This is a genomic window from Streptomyces sp. NPDC088254, from assembly GCF_044740925.1.
Taxonomy (GTDB): Bacteria; Actinomycetota; Actinomycetes; order Streptomycetales; family Streptomycetaceae; genus Streptomyces.
Genome location: NZ_JBIURQ010000008.1, coordinates 163,609 through 186,730 on the forward strand (window position 1 = coordinate 163,609; position 23,122 = coordinate 186,730).

A 23,122-nucleotide genomic window follows, 5' to 3' on the forward strand; every position below is an offset into this window, starting at 1 on the left:
GCGCGAAGACGAAGACCGGAGCTCTACCCGAGCGGACGGCCCGTGGCCACAGCGTAGAAGGCGACCGCCGCCGCCGCGCCCACGTTGAGGGAGTCGACTCCGTGGGACATGGGGATGCGGACCCATTCGTCGGCGGCGACCAGGGCCTGGGTGGACAGGCCGTCGCCCTCCGCGCCGAGCATGAGGGCGACGCGGTCCATGGTGTGCGGCGCCGCCTCGTCGAGGCTGCGGGCCTTCTCGTCCGGGGTGAGGGCGAGCAGGGTGAAGCCGGCCTCGCGGACCGAGTCCAGGCCCTTGGGCCAGGTGTCGAGACGGGCGTACGGCACGGAGAACACCGCGCCCATGGACACCTTGACGCTGCGGCGGTAGAGCGGGTCGGCGCAGTCCGGGGAGAGCAGCACCGCGTCCATGCCGAGGGCCGCCGCCGAGCGGAAGATGGCGCCGATGTTGGTGTGGTCGTTCACCGATTCCATGATCACGACCCGGCGGGCGGTCCGCAGCAGTTCGGCCGCCGTGGGCAGTGGCTTGCGCTGCATGGAGGCGAGCGCGCCGCGGTGGACGTGGTAGCCGGTGACGCGCTCGGCGAGTTCGGGGCTGACGGCGTACACGGGGGCGGGCAGTTCGTCGATGACGTCGCGCATGACGTCGACCCACTTGGCGGAGAGCAGCATCGAGCGCATCTCGTAGCCGGCTTCCTTGGCCCGTCTGATGACCTTCTCGCCCTCGGCGATGAACAGGCCCTCGGCCGGCTCGCGCCTGCGGCGCAGTTCGACGTCGGTCAGGCCGGTGTAGTCGCGCAGGCGCGGGTCGGCGGGGTCCTCGACGGTGATGAGATCGGCCACAGGGGTGATACTGCCTTGTCCTGGGTGTGGTGCCAACGGCTCGGCACAGGTTCTGTTACCCGGGGTTACGCCCGGGTGGCGTCCGGCTCCCGTGTTACGCCCTGGTGGCGTCCGGCTGCGGGCCGACGGTGACGACCGGGCCGATCACGATGACGGCCGGCGGCTTCACGTCCTCGGCGCGGACCCGTTCGGCGACCGTCGCAAGGGTCGCGTCGACGCGGCGCTGGGCCGCCGTGGTGCCCTCCTGGACGAGGGCGACGGGGGTGTCGGCCGGCTTGCCGTGGGCGACGAGCGCCTCGGCGATCTTCCCGATCTTGTCGACGCCCATGAGGATCACGAGCGTGCCGGTCAGCTTGGCGAGGGAGGCCCAGTCGACGAGGGAGCGCTCGTCGTCGGGGGCGACATGGCCGCTGACGACGGTGAACTCGTGGGCGACGCCGCGGTGGGTGACTGGGATGCCGGCCGCGCCGGGCACCGAGATGGAGCTGGAGATGCCGGGGACGACCGTGCAGGGGATGCCCGCCTCGGCGAGCGCCTGGAGTTCCTCCATGCCACGGCCGAAGACATAGGGGTCGCCGCCCTTGAGCCGTACGACCGTCTTGCCCTGCTTGGCGTGCTCGATCAGCGCGTTGTTGATCGCCTCCTGGGCCATGAAACGGCCGTAGGGGATCTTCGCCGCGTCGATCACCTCGACGTGGGAGGGGAGTTCGGCGAGGAGGTCGCGCGGGCCCAGTCGGTCGGCGATGACGACGTCCGCCTCGGCGAGGAGGCGGCGGCCGCGGACGGTGATCAGGTCCGGGTCTCCGGGGCCGCCGCCGACGAGGGAGACGCCGGCGGTGCGGGTGCGGTGGTGGGGGGCGACCAGGGTGCCGTCGTGCAGGCCCTCGACGATCGCGTCGCGGATGGCCGCGGTGCGGCGCGGGTCGCGGTCGCGTGCGTCCGTGGTGAGGACGGCGACGGTGACGCCCGCGCTGTGGCCGGTGGCGGGGGTCCATGCGGTCGCCGCGTCGGCGTCGTCGGAGCGCACGCACCACACGCGGTGCGCCTCCCCTTCGGCGGAGGCCTGGGTGTTGGCCTGCGGGTCGCTGGTGGCGATCAGGGCGTACCAGGCGTCGGTGAGGTCGCCTTCGGCGTAGCGCCGGCGGTGCCAGGTGAGCTCGCCCGCGTCCGCCATGGCTTCGACGGAGGGGGTGGCGGACGGTGAGACGAGGTGGATGTCCGCGCCGGCCGCGATGAGGGCGGGGAGGCGGCGCTGGGCCACCTGGCCGCCGCCGAGGACGACGACCCTGCGGCCGGCGAGGCGGAGGCCTACGGGGTAGGCGGGGCTTTGGGCCATGAGGTGCGGCTCCTCGAACAGGCGGTTGTTCAGTGGGCGCACTGCAGCTTCGGAGCGGCCCTGACGTGCGGATTTTAAGCGCACGTCCGGAGGGTGGGCAGGGGCGGGTGGGGTGTTTCTCCCCCTGTCCCGCCCCTGACCGCGGCCCGGGCTCTGCCCCCGGGCCCCGGTGGGTGGACTACTTCTCGGTCACCCCTGCCGAGTCGAACGTCGCCACCTCGTGCATCGCCCTGGCCGTGCTCTGGACCAGCGGGAGTGCGAGGAGGGCGCCGGTGCCCTCGCCGAGGCGGAGGTCGAGGTCGACCAGGGGCCGTAGGCCGAGCTTGTTGAGAGCGGCGACATGCCCCGGTTCGGCGCTGCGATGGCCGGCGATGCAGGCCGCGAGGACCTCGGGGGCGATGGCCCGGGCGACCAGCGCGGCGGCGCCGGCGCTGACGCCGTCCAGGATCACCGGCGTGCGCAGGGAGGCGCCGCCCAGCAGGAGGCCGACCATCGCCGCGTGCTCGAAGCCGCCGATCGCCGCGAGGACGCCGACGGGGTCGGCGGGGTCCGGCTGGTGGAGTTCCAGGGCGCGGCGGACGACCTCGGTCTTGCGGGCGAGGGTCTCGTCGTTGATGCCGGTGCCGCGACCGGTGACCTCGGCCGGGTCGGCACCGGTGAAGACGGAGATGAGCGCGGCGGACGCGGTGGTGTTGGCGATGCCCATCTCACCGGTGAGCAGCGCCTTGTTGCCGGCCGCGACCAGGTCGCGGGCCGTCTCGATGCCCACCTCGATGGCCTGCTTGGCCTCCTCGCGGGTCATCGCGGGGCCTGTGGTCATGTCGGAGGTGCCCGCACGGATCTTGCGGGGCAGCAGACCGGGCGTGGCGGGCAGGTCGGTCGCCACGCCGACGTCCACGACGCACACCTCGGCGCCCACCTGGGTCGCGAAGGCGTTGCAGACCGCGCCGCCGCCCAGGAAGTTGGCGACCATCTGGGCCGTCACCTCCTGCGGCCAGGGGGTGACGCCCTGCGCGTGCACACCGTGGTCGCCGGCGAAGATCGCGACGGCCGCGGGCTCGGGGATGGGCGGCGGGCACTGGCGGGACAGACCGGACAGCTGGGCGGAGATGATCTCCAGCATGCCGAGCGCGCCGGCCGGCTTGGTCATCCGCTTCTGCCGCTCCCACGCCTCGCCGAGCGCCTTGGCGTCCAGCGGGCGGACGCTGGCGACGGTCTCCGCGAGCAGGTCGTGCGGGTCCGCGCCGGGCAGCGCGCGACGGCCGTACGTCTCCTCGTGGACGACCCACGACAGCGGGCGGCGCTTGGCCCAGCCGGCCTGCATCAGCTCGGGCTCCTCCGGGAACTCGTCGACGTATCCCACGCACAGGTACGCGACGACTTCCAGGTGTTCGGGCAGGTCCAGCGCGCGGACCATCTCGCGCTCGTCGAAGAAGCTGACCCAGCCGACGCCGAGGCCCTCGGCGCGGGCGGCGAGCCAGAGGTTCTCCACCGCGAGCGCGGAGGAGTACGGGGCCATCTGCGGCTGGGTGTGGCGGCCCAGGGTGTGCCGGCCGCCGCGGGTCGGGTCGGCGGTGACGACGATGTTCACCGGGGTGTCGAGGATGGCCTCGATCTTCAGTTCCTTGAACTGCTTCGCCCGGCCCTTGGGCAGCGACTTCGCGTACGCCTCACGCTGCCGCTGGGCCAGTTCGTGCATGGCCCTGCGCGTTTCGGCGGAGCGGATGACGACGAAGTCCCAGGGCTGCGAGTGCCCGACGGACGGCGCGGTGTGCGCGGCCTCCAGGACGCGTAGCAGCACCTCGTGCGGGATGGGGTCGCTGCGGAAGCCGTTGCGGATGTCACGGCGTTCGCGGATGACCTTCAGCACGGCCTCGCGCTCGGCGTCGCCGTACGCGGGCGCGGGGGGGCCGACGGGCCGACGGGGAGCTTCGACGGCCTCCGCCTGAGCACCCTCGTGCTCCCGCTCGCTCGGCTCGGCCTGCGCGCTCGGCTCGGCCTGCTCGTTCGGTCCGGCCGGCGCGTTCGGTCCGGCCGGCGCGTGGAGTGCGTACAGCTCCTGCGGCTCGGTCGGCTCGTCGTGGTCGGCGGCCATGGTGTCCAGGTCGTCCGGGTTCTGTGCGACGTTCGGGTCGGGCTGCTCTTGGTCCATCTGCGGCTCCGCCTCCGGAGTGACCGGGGCGGGGGCGGCCTCGGCCGCGCGGGGGGCGGGGACCATCACTGCGGGGGGCTCGGCGACGGGGTGGGGCGTCTGCTCCACCAGCGGCTCCGGTACATGGGGGGTGTCGGCCTCGGCTTCGCCCTCGGCGGACGTGAAGTCGTCCTGGGGCCGGACCGGTTGGGGCTCCACAGCGTCCACGACGCGAGACGCATGGTCCGCGATCTGGTCGGCGGGGGCAGGCGTCGGCTCCGGGTGCTCCGCGTCGTCCTGGACCTCGGGATGCGTCGGCTCCGCTGCCGCGACGGGCTTCGGGTAGAGCGTGTCGAGCGCCGAAGGCGCTGCGACGGGGGCCTCGGTCTGCGCCTCGACGACTGCTTCGGATGCGGGAGGGACCGCTTCGGGTACGGGGACCACCGCTTCCCGCTCAGGTACGACAGGTTCGGCAACGGGCTCGACCGCCTCGGAAACGGCGACCGGCTCGGCTTCTTGGGCTTCCTGGACGACCTCGGGAACCTGGGCCGGCTCGCGCGCGGGCTCCGAGGTCTGCGGCGCGGGCTCGACGGGAACCGCCGGGGCGTCGGACGCCTGGGGCACGCCGGGCGCCGGCACGGCAGGCGTCCGACCTGCCTCCGGTGCGGCGACGACAGGCTCGGGGGCGCTTTCGGCGGCGGCCGCGGGAGCCTCCTCGACGGCGTCCGTCGCAGGCGTGTCGACGACCGCCTCGGGCTCCTCGGCCACCGGGGGGACCGGGACCGCCGGAACCTCGACGGCTTCCGGAGCCTCGGGAGCGACCGCTACGTCCGCCTCCGGGGCCTCAGCGGCCTCCACAGATGCGGCCGCCACCGGCTCGACCTCCTGCGCCACCTCCGCCTCGGCGACGGGCTCCTCCACGGGCGCGCTCTCGGAGGCCTCGACAGCCTGCGCGGCCGCCGCGTCGACCACGTCCACCGCCGGCACCGCCGCCGCGAGCTCGATCTCCGGCGCGGGCTGGGCAACGGGCACGGACTCGGGCTCGGTCTCGGCCACGGGCTCCGACACCGCCTCCGGAGCGGCCTCCGACGCCGGCACCTCGACGGGAGCCGGCGCGGGAACCGGGACCGGGACGGCCGTGGTGGCCTCCGCGCCGCCGAACTGCTCCGCGCCGGCCGGGACCTGCACGTCCTCCGTGGCACCGGTCGCGGCGACACCGGCATGCACCGGATCGGCCTCCTGCGGAGCACCCGCGGGCACGGTCTGCTCGGCGGTCTGCCCGGCCTCCGCCTCCTGCGGAGCGCCGGTCGCCGCGATCGCCTCCGTGGCCACCCGGGCCACGACCGCCTGGGCCACGCCCGCCGGTTCGGGCTGCGCGGGAGACGCGGCCGCCTCGGCGGGGGCCGCCCCGGAAGCGGCCGGCGCCTGGGCGACGGCCTGCGCCGCGACCTGCGCGCCCCAGGGCGCCGCGCCCTGCGGGGGCGTCGCGTACTGGGGAGCGGCGTCGAGGTACTCGGGGCCGGGCACGGGCGTGGCCGGCTGGCGTACGGGTGCGCCGGCGGGGCCGCGGTCGGCCAGCGAGCGGACCGGGCCGGCGAAGGCGTCAGGGATGGGCGGGCCGAGGTGCAGGGGACGGCGCGGCGCGGCCGGGGCGGGCGTCGGGCCCGGGAGGCGGACGGCACCGAGGTCGACCGAGCCGGTGTCGCGGCCGGACATCTCGTGCGGGCCGGGCTCGTGCACGGTCTCGACCACCGGCTCGGGCGCGGGCGGCGCCACCTCGTTGCCCCATGCGCTCTGGGCGCCCGGCAGCAGCAACAGGTCTTCGTCCTCGGCGGTGGTCTCGGAGAGGTAGGCGTACGCGCCGGACGTGGAGACGCCCGGCTGCTCCGCCGTGTCTGCGCTCTCCGGCAGTCCCTCGCCCGGGACCTGGCCGGTGTCGGTCATGCGTACCCCTCGCCCATCGGTTAGTGCTCCTACGACCAGCTCACCCGGAACGGCGCACCGACCGCCCCGCAGTGAAGAACGAGCGTCCACGCCCAGCGGCACGAACGACCCGCCCGAAAAAGACGACAAAGCCATTCAGTGGCATTGTCGCGGTCGTCGTCGCCTCGCGACAGCTTGATCCGAGACGCTCCGCTGTGGACTGCGCCACGTTGCGCGCCCACAGGTTTCGACGTACCACGCCCGCCCCAAAACGGATGGGTTTTCCGGACATTGACCGACGAAAGGCCGGGCGGCCGGATGCGGTACGACGATCGGCCAGCCTACCGCGCGCGGTACGACAACCGGATCACCGGGAGGGCAAAACGGTCTACGCGGAACGCTCGGGCCACACGCCGCTGAGCAGGAACGCGACGCTCCGTTCCCTCTCCGTCCAGGCCCGCGTGTCGAGTTCGACGGACTGGAGGAGGGCGCACTCCACGCGGTAGCCGTGTTCGGTGAGGTCCCGGCCGATGAGTTCGGCGGCGTCGCGGGTCATGGCGTGGGTGACGATGCGCTGCGGGCGGCGGTCGGCGACCGCGGAGACGACGGCCGCTCCCCCGCCGCCGACGCGGACGACGTCCGGCTCGGGCAGATTCTCCAGGACGTGCGGGGCGGCGCCGCGGACGATCTGGAGCTGTACGCCGAAGCGGCGGGCGGCGGCGTCGGTGCGGGCGCATGCCTCGAGCGCCCGGTCCACGGCGATCACGGCGGCGCCGGCCCGCGCGGCCTCGGTGGCGAAGGCGCCGCTGCCGCAGCCGATGTCCCAGACGAGGTCGCCCACGCGCGGGCCGAGCCGGGACAGTTGGGCGGTGCGCAGGAGTTCAGTCTCCCCTTCGCCGAGTTCGCCGCCGTACGCCTCGGCGGGCAGCGCCCAGCCGCGTGGGCCCGAGTCGGGGGCGCGGCCGGTGATCCAGCCGCTGTCGGCCTGGGGCGCCGCGGCCGCCGTTCCCCCGATGACGATGACGACGTTGGGGTCGCGCCAGGTGTGGTCGGCGGCCTTGTCGGAGGTGACGACGCTGATGTGCTCGCGGTCGGTGCCGAGTTCCTCGCACACGACGAAGGTGCGGTGGACGCCCTCCATCAGCAGGCCGAGTTCGGCGGGGCCGGCGCCGGGTGAGGTGAGTACGGCGACTTTGGTGTGGGCGCGGCATACATTCACCGCGCGTCGCAGCGTGCGCCGGTGGGCGACGACCACTTGGGCGTCGTCCCAGGGCATGCCGGCGCGGGCGAAGGCGGCGGCGACGGAGGAGACGGCGGGGACGACCTCGACCTCCAGGCCGAACTCGGGTGCGCGCAGGGTGCGGACGACGCCGAAGAAGCCGGGGTCGCCGTCGGCGATGACGACGGCGGTGCCGCGGTGGCCGGCGATGCGGCGGGCGGCGAGGGCGACGCTGCCGAGGCGCAGGCGCTCGGCGGCGGGAGGCACTTCCGGCAGCGCCAGATGGTGCGCGGCGCCCGCCACCAGCGTGGCGGCGCTCAGGGCGGAGCGGGCCGCGGCGGTCAGCGGCGAACCGTCCCAGCCGATCACCGTGACGCGGTCGGCCATCGTCCTCAGTCTCCCGGGGTTTGCGCAGGCAGCGGTCCCGTGAGGGTACCTGGTCGCGCGGGGCCGGGCGGGGTGGCGGCGGGCCCGTGATCAGGGTGGATCGGTTCCGGCCAACGACGCAGGACCGGTTCCGGCCGGGAGCCGGGATCAGTTCCAGTCTGCGTACGAGGTGAAGCCGCCGCTCTCCGCGAACTGCTCCCCCGAGCCTTCGAGGTCCTCCGGCAGCAGGCTCCACACGATGAAGTCGGTGCGCATCTCGGTCCAGGAGCCCTCCTCGGTGCGGGCCCGGGCTATGCAGGCGTTGCGCAGGACGCCCTCGCTGATACAGCCGATCTTCTGCGCGACCTGCTGGGAGGCGGTATTGTCGGCGGCCGTGCGCAGCTCGATGCGCTCGAACCGCTGGTCGGTGAACAGCCATTGGGCGGTGGCCAGCGACGCCTCGGAGGCGTAGCCCTCGCCGCGGGCCCAGGGGGCGACGATGTACGACAGTTCGGTGGCGCGCACGTGCCAGTTGGTCTTGGTGAGCTGGATGATGCCGACGAGCCGCTGGGTCAGGAACTCGGTGACGGCGAGGTCGAGGCCGCGGCCGGCGGTGCGCTCGGCGGGGGCGTACCGGGTGATCCAGGTGCGGGCCGCGGTCTCGGTGAAGGGCTGGGGGACGTCGGTCCAGGCCACTATCTGCTCGTCGTTCATCATCGCGGCCAGGGACGGAACGTCGTCCTCGTCGAGGGGGCGCAGCACCAACCGCTCCGTGCTGATGGAGATGGAGGGGAAGGTGCTCGTCATGGGTCGCTCCGTAACCTTCGAGACCGTCGGCGTCCGACCTGCCTGACCGTCAGACCCGCTGAACTGCCCAGCATGCAGCATGAAAGCACCCTGTCGCACCACGGGGTCCGCACCGGGCGAACGGTGCGGACCCCGAAGGCGTGTGCGGGTCAGAAGGAGGCGACGACGGAGCCGGCGTACTTGTCCGCGATGAACTTCTTGACCTCGGGGGAGGTGAGGAGCTTCGCGAGCTTCTGGACGCGCGGGTCGTCCTCGTTGCCCTTCTTCACGGCGAGGAAGTTGCCGTACGGGTTGTTCTCGGCCTTCTCCAGGGCGAGGGCCTGCTGGGCGGGCTTGAGGCCGGCGGAAAGGGCGTAGTTGCCGTTGACGACGGCGGCGTCCACGTCGTTCAGGGAACGCGGGGTCTGGGCCGCCTCCAGCTCCTTGAACTTGAGGTTCTTGGGGTTCTTGGCGATGTCGGCGGGGGTGGCCGAGTTGTCGGCGCCGTCCTTGAGGGTGATCAGGCCGTTCGCGGCGAGCAGCTTCAGCGCCCGGGCCTCGTTGACGGTGTCGTTGGGGACGGCCACGGTGGCGCCGCTCTTGAGGTCGCCGAGGCTCTTGGCCTTGTTGGAGTAGAGGCCGAGCGGCTCCAGGTGGACCGTCACGACGGGCACGATGTCGGTGCCGTTCTTCTTGTTGAAGTCGTCGAGGTACGGCTTGTTCTGGAAGTAGTTGGCGTCCACCGAGCCGTCGGCGGTCGCGGGGTTCTGCGTGGTGTAGTCGCTGAACTCCTTGACCTCCAGGTCGAGGCCCGCCTTCTTCGCGAGGTGGTCCTTGACGTAGGTGAGGATCTCGCCGTGCGGGACCGGGCTCGCGGCGACGATCAGCGGGCCGCTGGTGTCGTTGGCGGCGTTGCCGGAGCCGCAGGCGGAGAGCCCGAGGGTGAGGGCTCCGGTGACGAGGGCGGCGGTGGTGAACTTGGCGGTGTTACGCACGAAAAGTGCCTTTCCTGAGGATGGTGCGACCCCGTGGTGGGTGGTACGGGGAGTCATGGGGGGGTGGGTTGTTCAGGCGACTTTGCCGACGTCGGCCGTGGCCGGCTCCTCGGCCTTCAGCAGGCGGAGCTTCGGGGCGGGTCCGGAGCGGCCGCCGCGCCGGTGCAGTGAGCGGGCCGCGAAGTCGCCGGCGAACTGTATGAGCGAGATGACGACGGCGAGGATCGCGACGGTGATCCACATCAGGTCGGTCTCGAAGCGCTGGTAGCCGTAGCGGATGGCGATGTCGCCGAGGCCGCCGGCGCCGACGGTGCCGGCCATCGCGGAGTAACCGATGAGGGCGACGATCGTGGTGGTGGTGCCGGCGATCAGCGAGGGCAGGGACTCGGGCACGAGCACCTTGCGCACGATGGTCCAGGTGTTGCCGCCCATGGACTGCACGGCCTCGACGAGTCCGCCGTCCACCTCGCGGACAGCCGTCTCGACGAGGCGGGCGAAGAACGGGATGGCGCCGACGGCGAGGGGCACGATGGCGGCCTCGCGGCCGATGGTCGTCCCGGTGATGGACCGGGTGAAGCCCATCAGCGCGACCATGAGGATGATGAACGGCATCGAGCGGGCGACGTTCACGACCTGCCCGATCACCTTGTTGGCGACGACGTTCTGGAGCAGGCCGCCGCGGTCGGTCAGGACCAGCAGGACGCCCAGCGGGAGGCCGCCGACGACCGCGATGAGGGTGGACCAGCCCACCATGTAGAGGGTGTCACCACACGCCTGCTCCAACAAGGGCCACCGCTCGGAGAGTTCCGCCCAGGTCACTTGGCACCGCCCTTCACCAGCAGGGGCTTCTCGGCAAAAGCGCCCAGCACGTCTATCTGCAGGCCCTGTTCGCGCAGGAAGCCGATCGGCACGACGTTGTCCTCGTAGCGACCGGGCAGTTCGATGCGCATCCGGCCGACCTGGAGACCGCCGACGGTGTCGACGGCTGCGCCGAGGATCGAGATGTCGATGTTGTAGGTGCGCGAGAGCTGGGAGATGACCGGCTGGGTGGCGGCCTCGCCGTGGAAGGTGACGTCGACGACGGTGCGGCCGTCGCCCTCGGCCTCGCCGCTCACCGGGAAGAGTGCGGATGCGAGTTCGGAGCCGGGGGTGGCGAGCAGTTCGCTGACCGTGCCGGACTCGACGACGCGGCCCTGTTCCATGAGCGCGGCGGAGTCGCAGATCGACTTGACGACGTCCATCTCGTGGGTGATGAGCAGGACGGTCAGGCCCAGCCGGCGGTTGAGGTCGCGCAGCAGCTGGAGGATGGAGCGGGTGGTCTCCGGGTCGAGGGCGCTGGTGGCCTCGTCGGAGAGCAGCACCTTGGGGTCGCCTGCGAGGGCGCGGGCGATGCCGACGCGCTGCTTCTGGCCGCCGGAGAGCTGGGCGGGGTAGGCCTTCGCCTTGTCGGCGAGGCCGACGAGGTCGAGCAGTTCCAGCGCCTTGCGGGAACGTTCCTTCCCGGAGGTGCCGAGGATCTCCAGCGGCAGCTCGACGTTGTCCTGCACGGTCCGCGAGGACAGCAGGTTGAAGTGCTGGAAGACCATGCCGATACGGCTGCGGGCGCGGCGCAGCTCACGGCCGGCGCGCGGGCCGCGGCCGGCGAGGGCGGTGAGGTCCTGGCCGGCCACGGTGACCGTGCCGGAGGTGGGGCGTTCCAGGAGGTTGATGCAGCGGATCAGCGAGGACTTGCCGGCGCCGGACTGGCCGATGACGCCGTACACCTCGCCTTCACGGACGTGCAGGTCGACGCCGTCGAGGGCGGTGACCTCCCGGCCGCGTGCGCGGTAGACCTTGGTGAGGCCCGTGGTGGTGATCACGTGGGTTTCCGTCACTGTCGAGTGCGCGGGCGTGGGTGTGCCCGGGCACGGATGCGTTCGTTCAAGGACGCGACACGGTTCTCGCTGTGACGCTGGATCGGGGAGAACATGTGCGCGGGGCGGCTGTGCGTCACGCACGGCTCATCGGCTCACTGCGTACGCACATGCCACCGCGTCTCGCTTCGGGGCGCGAGCTCAGGGTGGTGCGGGGGCCCTCTAGAAGGCGCACATTCGACACATACAACGAGCACCGGGCGTCATGGTCGCCTCGGTCGCAGGGGTGCGGTCGCTCGTCGTGGTCATGCGATCAGTAAACCAGACGTACGGTCCTGACAGGCCTCGGCTGTCCGCATGCTGGACAGTCATGGACAGCCCTCGGGTGCACCCCGGGGCCTTCGCACCCGCTCTGCTCCCTCGCCGTTGACCAGCGCGAACGGTCCGGTCCGGCTGCGAGCGCCCTCAAGGGCCGGAGTCGGCGGCAGGGACGGTGGTGACCAAGGCCACGGGTCGATCCGGCCCGCGCACCCTCGCAGAAGGCCCCCCGCCGTGCCCCTTCCGAGGCCGCCGCGGGGCCTCGCGGGACCGGACGCGAGGGGCCCGTCAAGGGCGTAATAGGGTCACTGCATGCTTGATGCCCTGACGCTGGCGACCGGTGTCGCCGCGCTGCTGCTCGCCGCGTGGTGCGGCTGGGCGGCCTACCGCGACCAGCCCACCAAGGACTGGCACTTCATCGGGATGGCCGTGGTCTCGGTGCTGGCCCTGGCCCAGCTGGTGATCGGGATCGTGCAGCTGGCACGGGGCGAGAAGCCGGCTCAGGGCACGACGATCTTCGTGGCGTATCTGCTGGGGGCGCTGGCGTGCCTGCCGGCGGCGGGGTTCATGTCGCTGGCCGAGCGGACGCGGTGGGGCTCGGTGACGGTCGCGGCCGCGGCGGTCGTCCTCGCCGTCCTCGAGGTGCGGCTCTACGACATCTGGGGAGGCTGACATGACGGCCGCGCAGGAGAGGCCGCGACGCCTGATCGGCGGGCCGGGCCTGGTGCTGGTGTGGTTCTACGGCGTGATGGTGGTCGGGGCGGTGTCGCGCTCGGCATACCAGATCGCCACGGAGTTCGACCGGGCGCCGCTCGCCTACACGCTGTCGGCGGTGGCGGGCGTGGTGTACGGGTTCATCACGTACTCGCTGGTGCGGGGAGGCGAGACGGCGCGCAGGGCGGCACAGGTGTGCTGCGCCGCCGAACTCGCGGGCGTGCTGACCGTCGGCACCTGGACGCTGATCGAGCCGTCCGCCTTCCCGGACGCGACCGTTTGGTCGGACTACGGGATGGGCTACGTGTTCATCCCCGTGCTGCTGCCGCTGACCGCGCTGTACTGGCTGCGCCGGTCCCGCACGGTCACGCCGTAGCCGCGTACGCTCCCGCCGCCTTCTCCAGGACGATCATCGGGACACCGTCCGCGCCCTGGGAGGTGCCCACGGTCTCGTAGCCGACCCGGCGGTAGAGGCGGAGGTTGCCCTCGCTGCGGTGGCCGGCCTGGAGGCGGAACCTCTTGGCGCCGCGCTCCTCGGTGAGGGCGGCCTCGGCGGCGCGGAGCAGCCGCGCGCCGATGCCGTGCCCCTGGAGGCGGGGGTGGACGCAGAGCTTGCCGATGGCGGCCGCGCCGTCCTCCGTGATGGAGCCCCGGACCGAGCCGACGACCTCGTCGCCCAGCCGCGCCACGAAGACGCAGTCGGTGGCCAGTTCCTCGCGCACCGAGTCGAGGGACTGGACGAGCGGGGCGATGCGGTAGTTGCCGTACAGCGCCGCCTCCCTCTGGAAGCACAGGTACTGCAGCCTGAAGATCTGCTCGGCATCCTGCTCGGTCGCCACCGAGATGGTCACGCTCATGCCCATGTGCGCACGCCTCCCGCTCACCTGATCGCCTGTGGTCCTTCACTCCTATCCCCGCACTTCGCGAGCCGCAACCACCGGCGTCAGGAGACGTCGAAGACATCGCGGACATCTGGAACGTTACGGTCCGAGACTTCCCTGTGAGATACCCAACTCCCCCGCGATCTTCCGGTACGTGAGCGCTGGGGGCCTCAGCGGCCGACGTGGTCCTCGCGGGCCAGCACGCCGGTGTCGGGCTGGTCGGTGAACACGCCGTCGATACCGGTCGCGAAGTAGGTCCGGTAGGCGCCGAAGACGTCTCCGTAGCCGTCCGGGTCGGCGCCCTTGCGGAAGTCCGCGGGCAGGAAGGGGTTCTCGTTGCGCATCGTGTACGGGTGCAGGATCAGGCCGACGGCGTGGGCGTCCCGCACCAGGGTGGTGGGAGTGGTGAGGCGGCCGGCCGCGTCCTTGGGGATGACGAGGTCGAGGGTGGGCCCGATGCCCTGGGCGTAGCCGGCGATCTCGCGGAGTCCCTTGCGGGTGACCAGGTCGGCGACGGTGCGCGGGTCGCCGGTCGCGACGAAGTCCCAGGGCCGGGTGGAAGCGCCGGAGAGGAGCACCACCAGGGGGTTGTCGACCAGCTTGTTCAGGCGCTGGATGCTGGTCGGCTCGAAGGACTGGATGACGACCGGGGCGTTCTTGCCGTCCTTCCCGTGCCGGCGCAGCAGCGCGGCGACCCGCTCCTCCACGCCGAGGCCGAGGGCCCGGAAGTAGGTGGGGTGCTTGATCTCGGGGTAGATCCAGACCTGCTTGCCGCGCTCACGGGTCTGCCGGTCCTGCCACTTCAGGACTTCCTCGAAGGTGGGGATCTGCCAGCGCCCGTTGTACAGGGTGTTGTGCGGGCGGTTGGCAGGGACGCGCTCGACGGCTCGCAGGGTCTTCAGTTCGGCGAGGGTGAAGTCCTCGGTGAACCAGCCGGTGGTGGGGACGCCGTCGAGGGTCTTGGTCGTCTTGCGGGCGGCGAACTCGGGATGGTCGGCGACGTCGGTCGTGCCGCCGATCTCCGGCTCGTGACGGCAGACGAGGTGACCGTCCTTGGTGGGGACGAGGTCGCCGGCCTCGACGATGTCCGCGCCGAGGTCGAGAGCGAGTTCGTACGAGCCGAAGGTGTGCTCGGGGCGGTAGCCGCTCGCGCCGCGGTGACCGATGATCGTGGGCACGGGGAGGCTCTTGAGCCCCTTGCCGCGGTTGCCGTCGCCGCCATTGCCCTTGCCGCCGTACCCGGCGTCGGCGGCTCCCGCCGTGCCGCTCAGTCCGAGGGTCGCCCCACCGGCCCCCAAGGCGGCCGCCGCGCCGAGGAACGCACGCCGCGCGGTGCCGCCCGACCGCCGCTCCGGCTCGCGCTCGCCCTGAGCCCGCTGCGAATCGTGCCCGCCCATGTGGGTCCTCCTGCCGTCGGATCGTCCGGTGCGCGCCGATCGTAGGGGCGCGGACGTGACCGGTGGGAGACCCTGGTGCGAACGGGTGGGTGACGCCTGATGGCGCGTATTCGACGGAACATGACGTTGCGTCGGATTCGGTGTCACGGACCCGGGTAGCCGGGCGGTACCGTCCGTGTGACGGGCCGGTGACGGGCCGCGACTGTTGGGCCGGTGGAGGTAAACCTGCGTCAACAGTGCGTAAGGCGTCGGTGAACCCGGTGTGCAGGAACGGGGCAGCCGCGAGTATCGTCCTCACCTGCACATACACATACCGTTTCCCTTGACATCGGAGGGTTCGTTGTCCCGCTTCGCGCTCATCAAGGCAGTGCTCGGACCGATCATGCGCCTGATGTTCCGCCCCCGGGTGGAGGGCGTGGAGCACATCCCGGGGGAGGGCCCGGTGATCCTGGCCGGGAATCACCTCACCTTCATCGACTCGATGATCCTCCCGCTGGTGTGCGACCGGCAGGTCTTCTTCATCGGCAAGGACGAGTACGTCACCGGCAAGGGCTTCAAGGGCCGGCTGATGGCCTGGTTCTTCACCGGCGTCGGCATGATCCCCGTGGACCGCGACGGCGGCAAGGGCGGGGTCGCGGCGCTGATGACCGGGCGGCGGATCCTGGAGGAGGGCCGGGTCTTCGGCATCTACCCCGAGGGCACGCGCTCGCCCGACGGCCGGCTGTACCGGGGGCGTACGGGCATCGCCCGGCTCACCCTGATGACCGGCGCGCCGGTGGTGCCGTTCGCGATGATCGGCACCGACAAGATCCAGCCGGGCGGCTCGGGGATGCCCCGCCCCAGCCGGGTCACCGTCCGCTTCGGCGAGGCGCTGGAGTTCTCCCGCTACGAGGGGATGGACCGGGACCGCTATGTGCTGCGGGCGGTGACGGACTCCGTGATGGCCGAGGTGATGCGGCTGTCGGGGCAGGAGTATGTGGACATGTACGCGACCAAGGCCAAAGCGGCGTAGGCCTCCGGCGGTTGTGCAGGGTGCCTTGCGGGGGTGCGGTGAGTGGTCGCGCCCCCTGCGGCGCAGCCGCACATCGTTGACGGCTGGTGAGCGGTCGTATGTGAGGGTGCGTGGTGGCAGGTCGCGCCCCCCGCGGCGGAGCCGCACATCGAAACAGCCCCGCGCCCCTTTGGCTGCGTCGCCGACCCGGCGATTCCAAGTCGGCGACGACTCGCCCCTTTGGTTGCGGCGCTCACCCGGTGTTTCCGAGGCGTTGTCCCTTCAGCAGTAGCCATGCCGTCGCCGCTGTAGCCAGAAGGACCGCCGCGCCCACGCCTGAGGCGACGCTCAGGCCGCTGACGAACGCGTCCCTCGCTGAGTTCAGCATTGTTTCCGCCTGTGCCGTCGGCATTGTGCTTGCTGCTTGCGTCGCGCCGCCCAGGGATTCGTGGGCGCCCTCGGGTGTGCCCGGCGGGGCGGGGAAGTCTCGGTAGACGCCGGTCACGATCGAGCCGAGAACCGCGATGCCCAGGGCCGCGCCCAGTTCGTACGCCGTCTCCGAGACGGCCGACGCCGCTCCCGCCTGTTCCTTGGGGACGGAGGAGAGGATCACGTCGGAGGTGACGGTGAAGGAGAGGCCGGCGCCGACGCCGACCACGAGGAGGGCCGCTCCCAGAAGGGGGTAGCCGGTGGACCGGTCGACGACGGTCAGGGCCGCCAGGGCGAGGCCGATCGCCGCGAGGCCGCCGGAGACCACCGTCCGGACGGAGAAGCGGCGGGCCGCGCGCCCCGCGAGCAGGCCGGCCGCCACCGCGCCGACGGCGGCCGGCAGTTCGGCAAGCCCCGCCTGCAACGGAGGCCTGCCCTGGACGAGTTGCAGAAACTGGGAGAGGAAGAAGACCAGGCCGGACATGCCCAGGACGGTCAGCAGGTCGGCCAGGACCGCGCCGCTGAAGCCCCGGCTGCCGAACAGGCGCATGTCCAGCAGCGGGGCCGGCAGGGTGAGTTGGCGGCGTACGAAGCCGTACAGCGCGGCCGCGCCCAGCAGGCCGACGGCGAGCGTGGGCCAGGCCGGGCCGTGGGAGGCGGCCTCCTTGACGGCGTAGACGATGCCGATCATGCCGACGAGGGACAGCGCCACACTGGGCAGGTCCCAGGGGCCCGGGTTCGGGTTGCGGGACTCCGGCAGGGTCCTGACGCCGACCAGGACGAGGACCGCCATGACGGGCAGGTTGATCAGGAAGACCGAGCCCCACCAGAAGTGTTCGAGCAGGAAGCCGCCGGTGATCGGACCGACCGCGGTGCCCGCGGAGGCCGTCGCGCCCCAGATGCCGATGGCGAGGCTGCGCTCGCGCGGGTCGTGGAAGATGTTGCGGATCAGGGCGAGCGTGGCCGGCATGAGGGTCGCGCCGGCGACGCCGAGCAGGGCACGGGCCGCGATCATCGCCTCGGGCGTCGTGGCGTAGGCGTTCAGGACGGATATCGCGCCGAAGGCGGTCGCGCCGCCGAGCAGGATCCGCTTGCGGCCGACGCGGTCGCCGAGGCTGCCCATGGAGACCAGCAGGCCGGCGATGACGAAGGAGTAGACGTCGCCGATCCACAGGAGCTGGGTGCCCGAGGGCGCGAGGTCCTCGCTGATGTAGGGGGTCGCGAGACCGAGGACGGTCGCGTCGACGGCCACCAGCAGCACGGCGAGCACGAGGACGGACAGCGCGAGCCAACGGCCCGGGCGCTTCACCGCCTCGGGCGCGATCACCGGCTGCAGGGTGCTGGTCATGGTTCCTCTCTCCGTAGCGCGCCGCCGAGCAGCAGCTCGACGATCATGTGGTGGAAGTCCTTGGGGGCGACCTTGCCGCAGAGCACGACCCAGGCCCCGGAGGCGAGCAGCCCGAACAGGGCCTCGGTGAGCCATGCCGGGGTGAGGTCGATGCGGAATTCGCCGTCGTGCTGTCCGCGCCGGAAGAGCGCCGAGATGCGGGCGTCGATCCTGGCCCACCCCTCGTTCTGCTCCTCGCCCTCGTAGAGCTGGTTCTCGCTGTAGAGGAAGGCGAGCAGTCCGGCGACCGGTTCCAGCTCGCGCACGAGTCGCCGTACGGCGTCGCGAGCCGGCCCGTCGTCGAGGCGAGCCGCGTCGAGGGCGGCCTCGCACTCGGCGATGCCCAGCGCCTCCAGCGCCCGTACGAGCGCGTCCCGCCCGGCGAAGTGCCGGTGCAGGGTGGCCCGGCTGATCCCGGCGGCCCTGGCGACCTCGTCCATGGTCGCGGTGGACTTGCGGGTCAGCAGCGCGGCGGCACTGCGCAGCACGTGGTCACGGTCGACAGCCATGAGACAACCATACCCCAAGTGAGACGTTGATGTCTCATTCGGGGCTCGCAGGTATCAAGCGGAGGGTGTGCTCGAAGGTTGGATGTACCGCGCGGTCGCTCAGTGCCAGGGCAGCCGGCCGCGGTGTTCCCAGTAGGTGTGGGGCTCCTCCGCGAGGGCGGCGAGGCGGGTGAGCTGGGCCTCGTCGAGGTCGACGGCGGCGGCGTGCAGGTTGGAGGCGAGCTGGGCGGTGGTCGCGGCGCCGGAGAGGACGACGCCGGCCCAGGGCTGCCGCAGGACCAGTGCGAGGGCGACCGCGTCGCAGCCGAGGGAGGTCTCCTCCGCCACCGCCCTGAGCGCGTCCGGTGCGTGCGGCTCGGCGAGGCGGCCGTTCGCCATCCCCTCCTTGACGATCACCGTGAGCCCGGCGGCGTGCGCCTCGGCGAGCGCCGGGCCGGCCGAGGTCTCCAGGGCGTTGTACGTCGACTGGACGGCACGGAAGAGGGGCTCGCCGTCGACGGTCACGGCGAGGGCGGCACGGATCGCGTCCGCCTGGGCGGGGCCACTGGTGGAGAAGCCGATGGTCACGCCCTGAGCGGCGGCCTCGGCGAGCCGTGCGTGGAGTTCCTTGTCGGCGAGGGCCGGGCTGTCCGGGGTCACCGAGTGGATCTGGTACAGGTCGAGCCGGTCGCCGAGCAGTTCGGCGGTCTCGGCGCGCTGACGCTCGTAGGTGGCGAGGCCGTGGTCCTTGACCTCGTGCTTCTCCGCGTCGGTGGTCCAGTTCGCGGTGTAGGTGTAGCCCCATTTGCTTCCCACGACCACGTCGTCCAGCCCGGGGTTCCGGTTCAGCCAGTCCGCGAGGAACTCCTCGCTGCGGCCGTAGGAGCGGGCCGCGTCGAAGTAGCGGACGCCCTGGGCGTAGGCCGCGTCGAGGAGTTCGTGAGTGCGGGCGCGGAGGGCTTCCACGCTGCGGTTCTCACCGAGGTCCTGGTCTCGGTCGAGGGTGATGTAGCCGGGGCGGCCGACTGCGGCCAGGCCGAAGCCGATGTGGCAGGTGGGGGTTGTCGCTGCGGCCAGGCGGGCGAAGGGCATCGCGGGCTCCGTGGGTCGGCTTTCGGCTCGTGACCAACGTAACCCGCGACGACCTCCGCTTCGCAGCTCGGTCGCCGCGCGGCTTCGAGCGCTACTTCTTCGCCGTCGCCCAGGCGTGCTGGGCGGCCACGTCCGCCTTGACCTCTGCCAGCTGCACTGCCACCGCGCTCGGGGCCGTGCCGCCCCGGCCGTTGCGGGAGGCCAGGGCGCCGGGGACGTTGAGGACCGTGCGGACCTCGGGGGTGAGGTGGGCGGAGATCTCGGCGAACTGGGCGTCCGTCAGCTCGTCCAGTTCCTTGCCCTCGGCCTCGGCGACCTTCACGCAACTGCCGGCGACCTCGTGCGCGACACGGAACGGCACGCCCTGCTTGACCAGCCACTCGGCGATGTCGGTGGCGAGCGAGAAGCCGGCCGGGGCCAGCTCCTCCATGCGCTCGCGGTGCACGGTGAGGGTGGCGATCATGCCGGTGAAGGCGGGCAGCAGGACCTCCAGCTGGTCGCAGGAGTCGAAGACGGGCTCCTTGTCCTCCTGGAGGTCGCGGTTGTAGGCGAGGGGCAGCGCCTTGAGCGTGGCCAGCAGACCGGTCAGGTTGCCGATCAGACGGCCGCTCTTGCCGCGCGCCAGCTCCGCGATGTCCGGGTTCTTCTTCTGCGGCATGATCGACGAGCCCGTGGAGAACGCGTCGTGCAGGGTCACGAAGGAGAACTCCTTCGTGTTCCAGATGATGATCTCCTCGGCGATCCGGGAGAGGTTCACCCCGATCATCGCGGTGATGAAGGCGAACTCGGCGACGAAGTCACGGGACGCCGTGCCGTCGATGGAGTTGCCGGCGCTGCCGTGCTCGAAGCCGAGGTCCTGGGCGACCGCCTCGGGGTCGAGGCCCAGGGAGGAGCCGGCGAGCGCGCCGGAGCCGTACGGCGAGACGGCCGTGCGCGCGTCCCACTGGCGCAGCCGCTCGGCGTCCCGGGACAGGGACTGCACATGGGCGAGGACATGGTGGGCGAAGAGCACCGGCTGGGCGTGCTGGAGGTGGGTGCGGCCGGGCATCGCCACGTCCGGGTGGGCTTCCGCGAGGCCGATCAACGCGTCCTGGAGCTCGGCGATCAAGCCGCCGAGGATGCGGGCGTGGTCGCGCAGGTACATGCGGAAGAGGGTGGCGACCTGGTCGTTGCGGGAGCGGCCGGCGCGCAGCTTGCCGCCGAGGTCGGGGCCGAGGCGCTCCAGGAGGCCGCGTTCGAGGGCGGTGTGGACGTCCTCGTCGGCGATGGTGCCGACGAAGTCGCCGGACGCCACGTCCGCCTCCAGCCGGTCCAGGCCGGCGAGCATGCCGGCCAGCTCGTCGTCGGTGAGCAGGCCCGCCTTGTGGAGCACGCGCGCGTGGGCGCGGGAGCCGGCGATGTCGTAGGGCGCGAGCCGCCAGTCGAAGTGGACGGACGCGGACAGCTTGGCCAGGGCCTCGGCGGGACCGTCGGCGAAACGACCGCCCCAGAGCCGTACGTCACCGCTGTTGCTGCTCACTTGCTGTGCTCCTTGGGAGGTTCCGGTTCCGGATGTGCCGCCGCCTCCCCACGACGTGAGTGAGGAGGCGGTCGTCAGGCTAGTGCGTGCGAGGCAGGCGGAGGGGTTACGCGAGGTCCCGCTTGGCGGCGATCTTCGAGGACAGGCTGTAGATGTCGATGAAGCCCTTGGCCGCGGCCTGGTCGAAGGTGTCGCCGGTGTCGTAGGTGGCGAGGTTGAAGTCGTACAGGGACGACTCGGAGCGCCGGCCGGTGACGACCGCGCGGCCGCCGTGCAGGGTCATCCGGATGTCGCCGGAGACGTGCTGGTTGGCCTCGTTGATGAAGCCTTCCAGGGCGCGCTTGAGCGGGGAGAACCACTGGCCGTCGTAGACCAGTTCGCCCCAGCGCTGCTCCACCTGCCGCTTGTAGCGGGCGAGTTCACGCTCGACGGTGACGTTCTCCAGCTCCTGGTGCGCGGTGATCAGGGCGATCGCGCCGGGAGCCTCGTACACCTCACGGGACTTGATGCCGACGAGGCGGTCCTCGACCATGTCGATCCGACCGATGCCCTGGGCGCCGGCGCGCTCGTTGAGCTGCTGGATGGCCTGCAGGACGGTGACGGGCTTGCCGTCGATGGCGACCGGGACGCCCTCCTTGAAGGAGATGACCACCTCGTCGGCCTCGCGCGGGGTCGCCGGGTTCTGCGTGTACTCGTAGATGTCCTCGATCGGGGCGTTCCAGATGTCCTCGAGGAAACCGGTTTCGACGGCGCGGCCGAAGACGTTCTGGTCGATGGAGTACGGGGACTTCTTGGTGGTCGCGATGGGGAGGTTCTTCGCCTCGCAGAAGGCGATGGCCTTGTCCCGGGTCATGGCGTAGTCGCGGACCGGGGCGATGCACTTGAGGTCGGGGGCGAGGGCGACGATGCCGGCCTCGAAGCGGACCTGGTCGTTGCCCTTGCCGGTGCAGCCGTGGGCGACGGTGGTGGCGCCGTGCTTGTGCGCGGCGGCGACGAGGTGCTTGACGATCGTCGGCCGGGAGAGCGCGGAGACCAGCGGGTAGCGGTCCATGTAGAGGGCGTTGGCCTTGATCGCCGGGAGGCAGTACTCGTCGGCGAACTCGTCGCGGGCGTCGGCGACTTCGGCCTCGACGGCGCCGCAGGCGAGGGCGCGCTTGCGGATGACGTCCAGGTCCTCGCCGCCCTGGCCGACGTCGACCGCAACGGCGATGACCTCGGCGCCCGTCTCCTCGGCGATCCAGCCGATGGCGACGGAGGTGTCCAGACCGCCTGAGTAGGCGAGTACGACGCGCTCGGTCACGGGTTTCTCCTCACACTGCATTCGCTGACATGCATGAGTATGCAGGAGTCCGCATGATTCGTCAATCCGGTCCGCTGCCGGACGGGATTCTGAGAATTTCTTGAAGTCGCTTTGAACATCAGCAACCGCTTACCCGTACTTCCGACCGAACGCCGGCGCCGCGTTGCACCACCACTCCTGACCCTCGTGAACCCAAGTGAGGCATCCGCATGTCCAGGGCACTTCCGAAGTACAACAAGCGTCGCGTTGCGGTCATCGGCGGCGCCGCCGCGCTGGCGCTGACCGGCGCCGTGGTCGTGAACTCCGCCCTCGCCGGGGAGTCCTCCAAGAACGGCACCGCGAACGCCAGCACGCTCGCTTCCGTCGGCACGATCTCCTGCCCGGACGTGGCCTCGCAGCTGCCCGCGATCCCCGCCACCGCCAAGGCCGAGGTCGACCGCAACCTGGCACTGCTCAACACCCAGATCGCCGAGGCCAACAAGCGCCTCGTCGACACCGTCGGCCAGGGCGGCCCCAACTTCGTCAACAACGCCATCCTCGGTCCGCTCAAGGACAAGCGCGTCTCGACGGTCAACCGCATCGCCACCGCGATCGGCCGCACCGCCGCCAAGCCCCAGGGCCTGGAAGCCCTCGCGCCCTGCGCGCTGAACGGGGGCGGCGTGAACGCCGGCGGCGCGGCGGGCAACGCCGGGAACCAGGGCAACATGGGCAACGCCGGCAACAACGGGAACGGCAACGCGGGGAACAACGGCAACGGGAACGCCGGCAACAACGGCAACGCGGGCAACGCCGGTGCCGCCGGCACGATCTCCTGCCCGGACGTGGCCTCGCAGCTGCCCGCGATCCCCGCCACCGCCAAGGCCGAGGTCGACCGCAACCTGGCACTGCTCAACACCCAGATCGCCGAGGCCAACAAGCGCCTCGTCGACACCGTCGGCCAGGGCGGCCCCAACTTCGTCAACAACGCCATCCTCGGTCCGCTCAAGGACAAGCGCGTCTCGACGGTCAACCGCATCGCCACCGCGATCGGCCGCACCGCCGCCAAGCCCCAGGGCCTGGAAGCCCTCGCGGCCTGCACGCTCAACAAGTGACCTGACCTGACGGAAGCCGCCCCCCGCCGAGACGTCGGCCAGGGGCGGCTTCCGCCATGCGGGC

19 protein-coding genes are annotated in these 23,122 nt (G+C 71.8%); 4 read left to right on the forward strand and 15 right to left on the reverse strand.

Annotated features, from left to right (window positions below):
* Positions 1-23 precede the first annotated feature (23 nt).
* From ACIOC0_RS23740 to ACIOC0_RS23775, 8 genes are all read right to left on the reverse strand, one after another.
* Entirely contained in the window at positions 24-842 is an 819-nt protein-coding gene (locus ACIOC0_RS23740; protein WP_130444410.1) for an RNA methyltransferase, read from the reverse strand.
* A 94-nt stretch (positions 843-936) separates the two neighbouring features.
* Positions 937-2,178: a uroporphyrinogen-III C-methyltransferase gene (gene cobA, locus ACIOC0_RS23745; protein WP_402157346.1), complete on the reverse strand. Its 1,242-nt coding sequence runs from the start codon at positions 2,176-2,178 to the stop codon at positions 937-939.
* Positions 2,179-2,356: 178 nt separating this feature from the next.
* The gene (gene cobT / locus ACIOC0_RS23750; RefSeq protein ID WP_402157348.1) at positions 2,357-6,253 is read right to left on the reverse strand and encodes a nicotinate-nucleotide--dimethylbenzimidazole phosphoribosyltransferase; all 3,897 of its coding nucleotides are present in this window, start codon (positions 6,251-6,253) and stop codon (positions 2,357-2,359) included.
* Between the two features lie 367 nt (positions 6,254-6,620).
* Positions 6,621-7,838 carry a precorrin-6y C5,15-methyltransferase (decarboxylating) subunit CbiE gene (gene cbiE / locus ACIOC0_RS23755; RefSeq protein ID WP_402157349.1) on the reverse strand — a complete coding sequence of 406 codons (1,218 nt, stop codon included), beginning with the start codon at positions 7,836-7,838 and terminating at the stop codon, positions 6,621-6,623.
* A 147-nt stretch (positions 7,839-7,985) separates the two neighbouring features.
* Entirely contained in the window at positions 7,986-8,624 is a 639-nt protein-coding gene (locus ACIOC0_RS23760) for a GNAT family N-acetyltransferase (RefSeq protein WP_402157351.1), read from the reverse strand.
* Between the two features lie 149 nt (positions 8,625-8,773).
* Complete coding sequence (locus ACIOC0_RS23765; RefSeq protein ID WP_352250723.1) at positions 8,774-9,598, reverse strand: MetQ/NlpA family ABC transporter substrate-binding protein; 825 nt, start codon at positions 9,596-9,598, stop codon at positions 8,774-8,776.
* A 72-nt stretch (positions 9,599-9,670) separates the two neighbouring features.
* Positions 9,671-10,351 carry a methionine ABC transporter permease gene (locus tag ACIOC0_RS23770; RefSeq protein WP_402157664.1) on the reverse strand — a complete coding sequence of 227 codons (681 nt, stop codon included), beginning with the start codon at positions 10,349-10,351 and terminating at the stop codon, positions 9,671-9,673.
* A 62-nt stretch (positions 10,352-10,413) separates the two neighbouring features.
* Entirely contained in the window at positions 10,414-11,457 is a 1,044-nt protein-coding gene (locus ACIOC0_RS23775) for a methionine ABC transporter ATP-binding protein (RefSeq protein WP_402157352.1), read from the reverse strand.
* Positions 11,458-12,081: 624 nt separating this feature from the next.
* On the opposite strand from ACIOC0_RS23775, the gene ACIOC0_RS23780 reads away from it, so the two are divergent.
* A complete protein-coding gene (locus ACIOC0_RS23780) occupies positions 12,082-12,441 on the forward strand; it encodes a hypothetical protein (protein ID WP_352250717.1) in 360 nt (119 codons plus the stop codon).
* 1 nt (position 12,442) lies between these two features.
* The gene (locus ACIOC0_RS23785; protein WP_130444392.1) at positions 12,443-12,859 is read left to right on the forward strand and encodes a hypothetical protein; all 417 of its coding nucleotides are present in this window, start codon (positions 12,443-12,445) and stop codon (positions 12,857-12,859) included.
* Here ACIOC0_RS23785 and ACIOC0_RS23790 read toward each other — a convergent pair.
* Together ACIOC0_RS23790 and ACIOC0_RS23795 are read right to left on the reverse strand one after the other, a co-directional pair.
* Complete coding sequence (locus tag ACIOC0_RS23790; protein WP_402157355.1) at positions 12,849-13,346, reverse strand: GNAT family N-acetyltransferase; 498 nt, start codon at positions 13,344-13,346, stop codon at positions 12,849-12,851. The two genes, ACIOC0_RS23785 and ACIOC0_RS23790, sit on opposite strands and share 11 nt — an antisense overlap.
* A gap of 188 nt (positions 13,347-13,534) precedes the next feature.
* Positions 13,535-14,761, reverse strand: coding sequence for a glycerophosphodiester phosphodiesterase (locus ACIOC0_RS23795; RefSeq protein ID WP_402157356.1), 1,227 nt, complete (start codon positions 14,759-14,761; stop codon positions 13,535-13,537).
* Between the two features lie 340 nt (positions 14,762-15,101).
* Between ACIOC0_RS23795 and ACIOC0_RS23800 the strand changes: the two genes are divergently transcribed.
* On the forward strand, positions 15,102-15,773 hold the full coding sequence (locus ACIOC0_RS23800; RefSeq protein ID WP_130444386.1) for a 1-acyl-sn-glycerol-3-phosphate acyltransferase: 672 nt from the start codon (positions 15,102-15,104) through the stop codon (positions 15,771-15,773).
* A 232-nt stretch (positions 15,774-16,005) separates the two neighbouring features.
* Here the strand turns inward: ACIOC0_RS23800 and ACIOC0_RS23805 are convergent, their stop codons facing one another.
* From ACIOC0_RS23805 to ACIOC0_RS23825, 5 genes are all read right to left on the reverse strand, one after another.
* On the reverse strand, positions 16,006-17,529 hold the full coding sequence (locus tag ACIOC0_RS23805; protein ID WP_402157358.1) for an MFS transporter: 1,524 nt from the start codon (positions 17,527-17,529) through the stop codon (positions 16,006-16,008).
* Positions 17,526-18,077: a TetR/AcrR family transcriptional regulator gene (locus tag ACIOC0_RS23810; RefSeq protein ID WP_402157359.1), complete on the reverse strand. Its 552-nt coding sequence runs from the start codon at positions 18,075-18,077 to the stop codon at positions 17,526-17,528. Before ACIOC0_RS23810 ends, ACIOC0_RS23805 begins: the two co-directional genes overlap by 4 nt.
* 99 nt (positions 18,078-18,176) lie before the next feature.
* Positions 18,177-19,148 carry an aldo/keto reductase gene (locus ACIOC0_RS23815; protein ID WP_402157362.1) on the reverse strand — a complete coding sequence of 324 codons (972 nt, stop codon included), beginning with the start codon at positions 19,146-19,148 and terminating at the stop codon, positions 18,177-18,179.
* 91 nt (positions 19,149-19,239) lie between these two features.
* Positions 19,240-20,667: an argininosuccinate lyase gene (gene argH, locus ACIOC0_RS23820; RefSeq protein ID WP_402157363.1), complete on the reverse strand. Its 1,428-nt coding sequence runs from the start codon at positions 20,665-20,667 to the stop codon at positions 19,240-19,242.
* Between the two features lie 106 nt (positions 20,668-20,773).
* Positions 20,774-21,967: an argininosuccinate synthase gene (locus tag ACIOC0_RS23825; RefSeq protein WP_351098262.1), complete on the reverse strand. Its 1,194-nt coding sequence runs from the start codon at positions 21,965-21,967 to the stop codon at positions 20,774-20,776.
* 209 nt (positions 21,968-22,176) lie between these two features.
* On the opposite strand from ACIOC0_RS23825, the gene ACIOC0_RS23830 reads away from it, so the two are divergent.
* On the forward strand, positions 22,177-23,058 hold the full coding sequence (locus ACIOC0_RS23830) for a hypothetical protein (protein WP_402157365.1): 882 nt from the start codon (positions 22,177-22,179) through the stop codon (positions 23,056-23,058).
* Positions 23,059-23,122 lie beyond the last annotated feature (64 nt).